General features: G+C 34.2%; 10 protein-coding genes. All 10 read left to right on the top strand.

Annotated elements, in window-relative coordinates; all coding sequences use genetic code 11:
- The first annotated feature begins 332 nt into the window (after positions 1-332).
- The 10 genes from prdC to V5784_RS06970 all read left to right on the top strand — a co-directional run bounded on the left by prdC (position 333) and on the right by V5784_RS06970 (position 9,555).
- Entirely contained in the window at positions 333-1,622 is a 1,290-nt protein-coding gene (gene prdC / locus V5784_RS07015) for a proline reductase-associated electron transfer protein PrdC (RefSeq protein WP_336888320.1), read from the top strand.
- 69 nt (positions 1,623-1,691) lie between these two features.
- Positions 1,692-3,578: a D-proline reductase (dithiol) proprotein PrdA gene (gene prdA / locus V5784_RS07010; RefSeq protein ID WP_336888319.1), complete on the top strand. Its 1,887-nt coding sequence runs from the start codon at positions 1,692-1,694 to the stop codon at positions 3,576-3,578.
- 29 nt (positions 3,579-3,607) lie between these two features.
- The gene (locus tag V5784_RS07005; RefSeq protein WP_336888318.1) at positions 3,608-3,856 is read left to right on the top strand and encodes a CBO2463/CBO2479 domain-containing protein; all 249 of its coding nucleotides are present in this window, start codon (positions 3,608-3,610) and stop codon (positions 3,854-3,856) included.
- A gap of 1 nt (position 3,857) precedes the next feature.
- Positions 3,858-4,574, top strand: coding sequence for a D-proline reductase (dithiol) protein PrdB (gene prdB / locus V5784_RS07000; protein ID WP_336888317.1), 717 nt, complete (start codon positions 3,858-3,860; stop codon positions 4,572-4,574).
- A gap of 23 nt (positions 4,575-4,597) precedes the next feature.
- Positions 4,598-5,359, top strand: a complete 762-nt coding sequence (gene prdD / locus V5784_RS06995; protein WP_336888316.1) for a proline reductase cluster protein PrdD — start codon at positions 4,598-4,600, stop codon at positions 5,357-5,359.
- A gap of 12 nt (positions 5,360-5,371) precedes the next feature.
- Positions 5,372-5,842 (top strand): glycine/sarcosine/betaine reductase component B subunit, encoded by a 471-nt coding sequence (locus tag V5784_RS06990; protein ID WP_336888315.1) that lies wholly within the window; start codon positions 5,372-5,374, stop codon positions 5,840-5,842.
- Complete coding sequence (locus V5784_RS06985; protein WP_336888314.1) at positions 5,842-6,849, top strand: proline racemase; 1,008 nt, start codon at positions 5,842-5,844, stop codon at positions 6,847-6,849. The genes V5784_RS06990 and V5784_RS06985 overlap by 1 nt, the downstream gene beginning before the upstream one ends.
- Positions 6,850-6,936: 87 nt before the next feature.
- On the top strand, positions 6,937-7,815 hold the full coding sequence (locus V5784_RS06980; protein WP_336888313.1) for a sulfite exporter TauE/SafE family protein: 879 nt from the start codon (positions 6,937-6,939) through the stop codon (positions 7,813-7,815).
- A 359-nt stretch (positions 7,816-8,174) separates the two neighbouring features.
- Complete coding sequence (gene gap, locus V5784_RS06975; protein WP_336888312.1) at positions 8,175-9,182, top strand: type I glyceraldehyde-3-phosphate dehydrogenase; 1,008 nt, start codon at positions 8,175-8,177, stop codon at positions 9,180-9,182.
- Between the two features lie 97 nt (positions 9,183-9,279).
- On the top strand, positions 9,280-9,555 hold the full coding sequence (locus V5784_RS06970; protein ID WP_336888311.1) for a peptide-methionine (S)-S-oxide reductase: 276 nt from the start codon (positions 9,280-9,282) through the stop codon (positions 9,553-9,555).
- Positions 9,556-9,772 lie beyond the last annotated feature (217 nt).

The raw sequence follows: 9,772 nt of genomic DNA, 5'->3' as shown, positions 1-9,772 counted from the left end.
AACGATCTTAAATTTAAACTTAGAAGAGTAAGTTTTTCGTGTATTCATAATCAAAATCCCCCATATTGTTTTCTTAAATTATACTCTATTTTTTTGCTTAAGGTTAAACACTCTTTGTATGAATTTATACGACCATTATACTATTATAGAATAATTATTGTAATTATTGAGTTCTAGAAGAAGTGTTGAATTTTTTTAAAAATATTGTAATTATTTCTTGACGTAATATAAAAAATATGTGAATATGTAACTGTGTAAAGTTTCATTTAAGTGAAAAAATTGAAGTGTAAACATAGAATATTTAAATTTAAGGGGGTGAAAATTTAATGAGTATGAAAAAATTCGAGTTTGTTCTAAAAATGGCTGTAGGAGCTCCTTCTAAATCAATCATAGAGATAGATGAAGTAGTAAAGAGGGGACAGTGTATCGCTGAACCGATTTCATTAGGGTGTAAAATACATTCAAGTGTAAATGGTATAGTGAAAAAAGTAACCGACACTTATATAGAAATTCAGGAAACCGAAGGGGATTTAAAGGACTATTTAAAAATAAAAGAATGTGAAAATATTTCTGAGTATGCATTTGAAGCAGGGATAGTAGGATCAGGAGGGGCAGGATTCCCTAGTCACATTAAATTATCTACAAAACTAAATGGAGGTTATGTATTAGCCAATGCAGCTGAATGCGAACCTGTATTATCTCATAATGTAGAGTTAATGGAAAAAAATCCAGAAATTCTAGTAAAGGGTATTAAATATGCCATGGAATCTACTGGAGCTGACAAGGGTTATATTGCTATGAAACCTAAGTATCTTAAAGCTGCTGTGGCCATCGGTAAAGTTTTGAAAAAATATGAAAATATAGAAATAAAATGGTTGCCGAATATGTATCCTGCTGGAGATGAAAGAGTAATTGTTAGAGAAGTTTTAGGAATAGAATTACAACCGGGAGAATTACCATCTAAAGCTAATGCTGTAGTATTTAATGTAGAAACACTAAAAAACTTAGTGTTGGCTATAGAAGATAGAAAGCCTGTCATCGACAAAGATATTACAGTAGGTGGAAGAGTAGTAAATGCTGAAAAAGGTAAAGTGTTCACAGATGTTCCGATTGGATCTACTGTAAAAGAATATATTGAAAAAAGTGGTGGCTATATACTTCCTTATGGAGAGATAGTTGCTGGAGGTCCATTCACTGGAAGTGCTATAACTGAAGATGCATCAATAACTAAAACTACAGGTGGAATATTAGTGGCAATGCCGTATCCAAAAGATACGAGAAAAGTTGGAATAATTGCTTGTGAATGTGGCGCTGATGAAAAAAGATTAACTGAAATAGCTCACGGTATGGGTGGAGAAGTAGTAGCAGAAGTTAAGTGTAAGAGGATGGTAGAAGTTAATGGCAGATATAGATGCGATAAGCCGGGAATTTGTCCAGGACAAGCAGAAAAAGTGTTATTTTTAAAGAAACAAGGTGCAGAAATAATAATAACAGGAACTTGCGAAGACTGAACGAATACAGTTATGACTGTAGCTCCTAGGTTAGGAGTACCTGTATATCATAGTACTGACCACATACTTCGTGGTGCAAGACACAAAATTTATAGAAGTAAGAAAAACTAAATAATATATATTATAGAGAGGATTAGCTTTCTATGTTAATTCGAGCTTAAAGAAAATCAGGAGGGAAAAATGTCAATCACTATAGGAACTGCAAAAGAGCATGCAATGGATTACGCTGTAAGTTGTTGTAGATTTGAGGCCGGAACAATAATCGAGCCTTCAAATTTAGAGGATCCAGCAATATTCTTCGACTTAGAAGATTCAGGATTATTAAAATTTGATGAAAATTCATTAACAATCGGAGAGGTTTTAGGAGTAAAATTAATTAAAACCGCAGAAGCATTAACACCATTAACAGCTGATATGTTAGAGGGGCTTAATGTACAAACTGAAGAGAAAAAACAAGAAGTAGAGGAAGAAGTTGTAGGAGCACCAATAACTTCTACTGAAACTGTAGCACCTGTTTCAATGACAACATCATTAAATGGTGGAATGTTAAAAATTCATATAGGTGAAGGAAAAGACATCAACTTAGAAATTCCTATGTTTACAGCTCAAGGTTCAGTAGGAATGGCAGCACCAGTAGCTAAAATTGTAGAAGTTCAAGAAACTGCTACAACTGCTGAAACAGAAGTAAAAAAATTACCTGCAAAGAAGTTAAGAACTTTAACTAAAAAGCATTTTAAAATAGAAAATGTAGTATTCGGAGAAGAGACTAAGATAGAAGGGACAACTCTTACATTAAGAAAAGGTATAGAATTAGAAGCTGTAAAATCTCAAAAATTAGTAACTTCTATGACTTTAGAGATCATCACTCCATCTGAGTATGATACTTACAGTGAGACTATCATGGACGTTCAACCAATAGCTACAAAAGAAGAAGATAACTTCTTAGGAACAGGAAACACAAGAGTAATCGATGGTGTTATCGTAATGGTAACAGGTGTAGATGAAAATGGAGTACAAATAGGAGAATTCGGATCATCTGAAGGAATCTTATCTGAAAACATCATGTGGAATAGACCTGGATCACCTGATAAAGGAGATATCTTCATCAAAACTACAGTTACAATTAAAGCTGGAACAAACATGGAAAGACCTGGGCCATTAGCAGCTCATACAGCAAGTGACTTTATCACTCAAGAGATCAGAAATGTATTAAAGAAAATGGACGAGTCATTAGTTGTAGAAACTGAAGAATTAGTTCAATTCAGAAGACCTGGAAAGAAAAAAGTAGTAATAATCAAAGAAATCATGGGGCAAGGTGCGATGCATGACAACATCATCTTACCTACTGAACCTGCAGGAATCATGGGGGGGAAACCTAATGTTGACCTAGGAAACTTACCGATCGTATTGTCTCCACTTGAAGTATTAGATGGAGGAGTTCATGCATTAACTTGTATCGGACCAGCATCTAAAGAGTGTACTAGACATTACTATAGAGAACCATTAGTAATCGAAGCAATGAATGACCCTGAAATAGACTTATGTGCAGTTATATTTGTTGGAAGTCCACAAGTTAACTCTGAAAAATTCTATGTATCTGAGAGATTAGGTATGATGGTTGAAGCTTTAGATATAGAAGGGGCTATCGTTACAACTGAAGGATTTGGAAATAACCATATCGACTTTGCAAGTCATATTGAGCAAATTGGAATGAGAGGAATGAAAGTAGTAGGAATGTCATTCTCTGCAGTTCAAGGTGCATTAGTTGTAGGAAATAAATACATGGAACTTATGGTAGACAACAATAAGTCTGAAGAAGGAATCGAAAATGAAGTTCTTGCTTGTAACACATTATGTAAAGAGGACGCTTTAAGAGCTCTTGGAATGTTAAAGTCGGCTATGGCTGGTTCAGATGTTAAGGGACCTGAAAGAAAATGGAATCCAAATGTTAAAGAATCAAACTTAGAATCTGTAGAAGCTCACTTAGGAACAAACATAGATAGAGTTTTAAATGAAACTTCTATTCCAATGAGTGAAAAAAGAACAGAAAAATTAAAAACTAAATAAGTCTAAATTATGAAATATGGAGTCAAATTATGAAATATGGAGATAGATTAGTAAAGATGCAAGGAATCATAGTAAAGCTATCTGATGGTGGCATATCTATGGATTTAAAAGGAAGGTTAGGTCACCTAACTGTTCCTATGAGAATGCTGATAACTGATTATGAGTTAAAAGTAGGTCAAGAGGTAGAATTTAACATGAGTTTTCCAGAAGTAATGTCCGGAGAAGTAAATGAAAAATATGTAAGTAATATAGAGAAAAATAAAAGAGGAGGAAAATAAAATGGCAATAAAAGGTATGCAATCAGAAATATTTGTACCAATCACTCCTAAGTCTGTTTGGACGCCAGTAACTAAGCCTTTAAATAAAATGAAGATAGGTTTAGCAACTGCTGCAGGAGTACATTTAAAATCACAAGAAAGATTTAACTTTGCTGGAGATTTCACATATAGATTTATTCCAGGAGATGCACCTACATCTGATATGATGGTATCTCATGGTGGGTATGATAACGGTGACGTAAACAAAGACATTAACTGTATGTTCCCAGTAGATCCATTAAATGAATTAGCTAAAGAGGGATTCATCAAAGAAATATCAGGAATCCACGCGGGATTCATGGGTGGAGGTGGAAACCAAGAGAAGTTTAAAAATGAAACTGGTCCTGCCATCGCTGCAAAATTTAAAGAAGACGGCGTAGACGCTGTAGTATTAACAGCTGGCTGAGGGACTTGTCACCGTTCTGCTGTACTAGTACAGAGAGCGATTGAGGAATCGGGGATTCCTACAATAATCATCGCAGCATTACCACCAGTAGTAAGACAATCTGGAACACCAAGAGCAGTAGCACCAAACGTACCAATGGGAGCTAATGCAGGTGAACCTAATAATCCTAAGATGCAAAAAGATATCTTAGTGGCAACATTAGAACAATTAATGGAAATTCAAACACCTGGTAAGATAGTAAAATTACCATTTGAATATATCGCAAAGGTATAATTTGAATTTTTAGGAGATTATATATGAAAAGTTTAAAAAGACGTAAGTTGCAAATAAAAGCTTTTCACATAGAGAGAGTGGTTTCTTCGGAAACCACTTCAATCTCTGGAAATACTCTGTCTCTAGGAACAGATATGAAAAATCCAGAGTTAATATCTCGATTAAAATATGTGAAAGAGTTAAGAATCGAGTTAATTAAGCCAAACGAAAGAGATAAATTTGTTAATTCTATTGTGGACTTTATCCCTATTTCAACGAAGGTATTGGGTAAAATGGGAGAAGGTATAACTCATACATTGACAGGGGTCAATGTAATGTTAACTGCTATAGATGAAGATAATATTCAAGCAGCAGAATTCGGGTCTTCAGAAGGAATATTATCAGAACAAGTAGTATTTGGAAGAGCAGGAACACCCCAAAAAGAAGATTTGATCATCCACATGGATGTGATATTAGTATCAGGGGGAACCAAAATTAGAGGTGGAATAAACCAATGCCACGAAATTTGTGACTATTTTATTCAACAGATAAGGGAAAAATTAAAAAAGCTAAATGGGAGAAATTGTACAGATAAATGTGAATTTTTTGACAAGATCAGACCAGAAGGGAAAAAAGTAGTTATATTAAAACAAGTTGCGGGGCAGGGTGCTATGTATGATACTAGGATTTTTTCTGCAGAACCATCTGGGTTTTCAGGTGGGAAATCTATAATAGACTTAGGAAATATGCCTGTACTTATAACTCCAAATGAATATAGAGATGGTGCTATAAGGGCTATGCATTAGGAGGGATTAGATATGGGGATAGGACCTTCAACAAAGGAAACGACACTGCATCATTTTAGAGATCCATTGTTAGATGTAGTCTCTAATGATCGAGATATAGATCTATTAGGGATAATATTAGTAGGGACTCCTCAAGGGAACGAAGAGAAGAATTTTGTAGGGAATAGAGCTGCAAACCTAATTGAAGCAATGAGAGCAGATGGTGTTATTTTTTCACTAGATGGTTGGGGTAATAGTCATGTAGATTATGAAAACACCATGAGAGAGATAGGGGAAAGGGAAATACCGGTAGTTGGACTTAGCTTTGTTGGAACTCAAGGAGAGTTCGTTGTGAAAAATAAATACATGGATACTATAGTCGACATAAATAAAAGTAAAGATGGTATTGAAACAGAGGTTGTAGGAGAAAATAATATGACCCATCTAGATGCAAAAAAGGCTTTGGCAATGTTAAAGCTTAAAATAAGAAGGGGGAATGAATAATGAAGATCAACAAACAGATAATAGCTGTAGATTCACACACAATGGGAGAACCAACTAGAATAATCATCAGTGGAGTACCAAAAATTCCTGGAAAAACAATGGCAGAAAAGAAAACTTATTTAGAAAATAACATGGATAACGTAAGAACATTATCTATGCATGAGCCTAGAGGTCATGCTGATATGTTTGGATCAATCATAGTGACTCCTACAATAGATGAAGCAGATTTAGGAATAATCTTTATGGATGGAGGAGGTTACTTAAACATGTGTGGTCATGGAACTATCGGTGCAATGACGGTGGCAGTAGAGATGGGAATGGTAGAAGTTACCGAACCATATACGAATATCACGCTGGAATCCCCTGCAGGTTTAATCAAAGGAACAGTTAGAGTAGAAGATGGAAAAGCTTTAGAAGTATCATTTACAAATGTACCGGCTTTTTTATATAAAGAAGGCGTTAAGATAGATGTAGAAGGCATTGGAACTTTAACGGTAGATGTTTCATTCGGAGGAAGTTTCTTCGCTATATTAGAAGCTTCTCAACTAGGATTGGATATTTGTCCAGCTAATACAAATAAATTATGTGAATTAGGTGTAAAAATATTAAAAGCTGCCAACGAGCAAATCACAGTAAAGCATCCTGAATTAGATCATATCAATACAATTGATTTAGTGGAGATCTATGGACCTGCCAAGAGCGAAGATGCTACTTTACAAAATGTAGTAGTATTTGGAGAGGGTCAAGTAGATAGATCACCTTGTGGAACAGGAACATGTGCTAAGATGGCGACTTTATACACTAAAGGAAAGTTAGCAAAAGGGGAAAAATTTGTTTATGAGAGTATAATAGAAACTAAATTTATCGGTGAAATATTAGAAACATTTGAAAAAAATGGAGTGAAATATGTAGTTCCGCAAATTACAGCAAGTGCATACATTACTGGAGTAAACCACTTATATGTAGATCCAACAGATCCATTAAAATATGGATTTTCATTGAAATAAAAAAAAATATAGAAATTAATCATTTATATGTAGATTCGACGGACCCATTAAAATATGGGTCCTTATTAAAATAAAGGGGGTATAAAAATGGTACAAATATTACTGGGAATATTAGCAATTATGGGGGTTTGGTATTTAGTCGTTTTTGCTAAAGACTACAAAGAATTCAAAAAGAATAACGCAGGAGTAAATGAAGGAAGTACAGTAGCACATGCAGGAATAGGTCTTGGAATAAATTTCTTCGACACTTTGGGTATTGGTGGATTTGCACCGATGACGGCTCTTTTCAAGCAATTTAACTTAGTGCAGGATAGAATTTTACCGGGAACTTTAAATGCAGCGATGACCATTCCTGTAATGGCTGAGGCTTTTATATTTATTAAAAAAGTAGAAGTTGAACCTGTAACATTGATCTCTATGTTAGTAGCAGCGACTTTAGGTGCTATATTAGGAGCAGGTGTTGTAGCTAAATTAGATGAGAAAAAAGTACAATTATATATGGGATCAGCATTGGTAATAGTAGTGTTGATAATGGTTGCGCAACAACTTGGATTAATTCAAGGTGGAGGAACAGCAGTAGGGTTATCAGGAATGAAATTAGTGATAGCTATAGTAGGAAACTTTATATTAGGAGCTCTTATGACTTTAGGAATAGGTCTATATGCACCTTGTATGGCTTTAGTATACGCTCTAGGTCTAAGTCCATTGGTGGCATTCCCCGTTATGATGGGTTCTTGTGCGTACCTTATGCCAGCAGCAAGTGTTAAGTTTATTAAGGCAGGAGCTTACAATAGAAAAGCAACTTTAATGAATATGATATTTGGCGTTATAGGGGTAGTAATTGCTGCTTACTTAGTAACAGGGTTATCTATTGCAGTGTTAACTAAAGTAGTTATAGCAGTAGTATTATATACAGCTATTAAATTATTAAAAGATTCTAGAAAGATTGCTTCAGTAACAGTTTAATCAATTTTAAAAGTTAATTGGATATACTTTAATTAAATTTAACCTTCCTAGTTATTAGATGTATGATCTAGTGACTTAGGAAGGTTTTTTATATGGAAAATTTATCTTTTTTACAAACCAAAACATATTTTTATATCATATAACATCCTTTGTAAGGGGTATAACATACAAATATATTTTATATTATACTTTTAATTTTAAATTTTTTTAATATAAAACCACTTATTGGGAATAAGTGTACAATAATTGACCGCATAAAGATTAAAAAATGATCTTTTTTAATCTTTTCATTGACTTTTCGAGTAAAAAAGGGTTATATTGAGATGTAAAAAATTTTAATATATTCTCAAGGGGGAAAGATGTCGGTAAAAATAGCAATAAATGGTTTTGGAAGAATTGGAAGGCTAGCGTTAAGAGTAATGGAAGATGACCCTGAATTTGAGGTAGTAGCAATAAATAGTATGAGTGGACCGGAGACGGCAGCATACCTATTAAAATATGACACTGCCCAGGGAAGGTTCAAAGAAGAACTGATAAAGTATACAGAGGACGCAATAGTGATAGATGGTAGAGATGTAGCTGTATTTACTGAAAGAGAAGCAGTAAATTTACCATGGGGAGAATTAGGAATAGATGTAGTTCTCGAATGTAGTGGATTTTACACTTCAAAGGAAAAATCACAGGCTCATATAGATGCAGGAGCAAAAAAAGTAGTCATATCAGCACCAGCTTCTGGAAATATGAAAACAGTTGTGTATAATGTAAATGATGATATTTTAGATGGAAGTGAAACTATAATATCAGGAGCATCTTGTACAACAAACTGTTTAGCTCCAATCGTAAAAGTTTTGGATGATAAATTTGGAGTAGTAAGAGGATATATGACAACTGTTCATGCTTTTACAAATGATCAAAACACTCTGGATGGATCTCATAAAAAGGGAATTCACTCAAGAAGAGGAAGAACAGCAGCAGGGAATATGGTTCCTACAACAACAGGAGCAGCAATTGCTTTAGGTAAAGTAATTCCACATCTAAAAGGGAAATTGGGAGGAGCAGCCATAAGAGTGCCAACTGTAACAGGTTCTTGTATAGATCTCATGGTTAGATTAAAAACGAAGGTTGAAGCAGAGGATATTAATCGGGCTATGAAAGAAGCGTCTAATGAAACATTGGGGTATACAGAAGATCCTATCGTTTCTTCAGATTGCATAGGGATGCATTATGGATCTTTATTTGACGCACAGTGTACAACGGTTATGGAAGTAGATGGACATCAAATAATAAAAGTTTTAGCTTGGTATGACAATGAAATGTCTTATACTGCTCAATTAGTCAGGATTTGCAAAAAAATATCAAATATATAAAGAACAAATAAAAAACCTCTTAGCTATAAAATTATTATAGATAGGAGGTTTTTATTATATAAAATTTGTGGTATATCCTATATTAGAGATGATTTTGATGAAAAGAATAGTACTAGCAGGTGGATGTTTTTGGGGTGTAGAAGCTTATTTTAAAAGGGTAAAGGGAATCATGGCTACCAAATCAGGTTATGCCAATGGAAAAACTGAAGAGGTTATATACAAGGAGGTTTGCACGGGTAAAACAGGACATGTAGAAGCGTGTTATTTGGAATATGATGAAAAAATAATACCATTAAGAATGGTATTAAATCATCTATTTAGAGTAATAGATCCAACTTCACTGAATAAACAGGGGGGGATATCGGAACTATAGCAATAGGTAAGACTTTGAAGTTATCTCTAGGGGCTGTTGCAAGTTTTGTGTAAACTCTAAAAATTAATGTAAAACTTTGGCGGTGAGTCTTGTCAAGCACACCACCACATATTTTCAAGGAAAACTTCATTTGCAGTAAAATAATTTAATACTTTTCGCGGTCTATTTCTAATTCTTTCTACAGTTCTTTCTAACTCATCATCTGGTATTTCTGAAA

It is taken from the genome of Psychrilyobacter sp. (assembly GCF_037132775.1).
In the GTDB taxonomy this organism is placed as follows: Bacteria; Fusobacteriota; Fusobacteriia; order Fusobacteriales; family Fusobacteriaceae; genus Psychrilyobacter.
The sequence above is the reverse complement of the archived record's forward strand: the minus strand, read 5'-3'. Positions and strand labels throughout refer to the sequence as shown.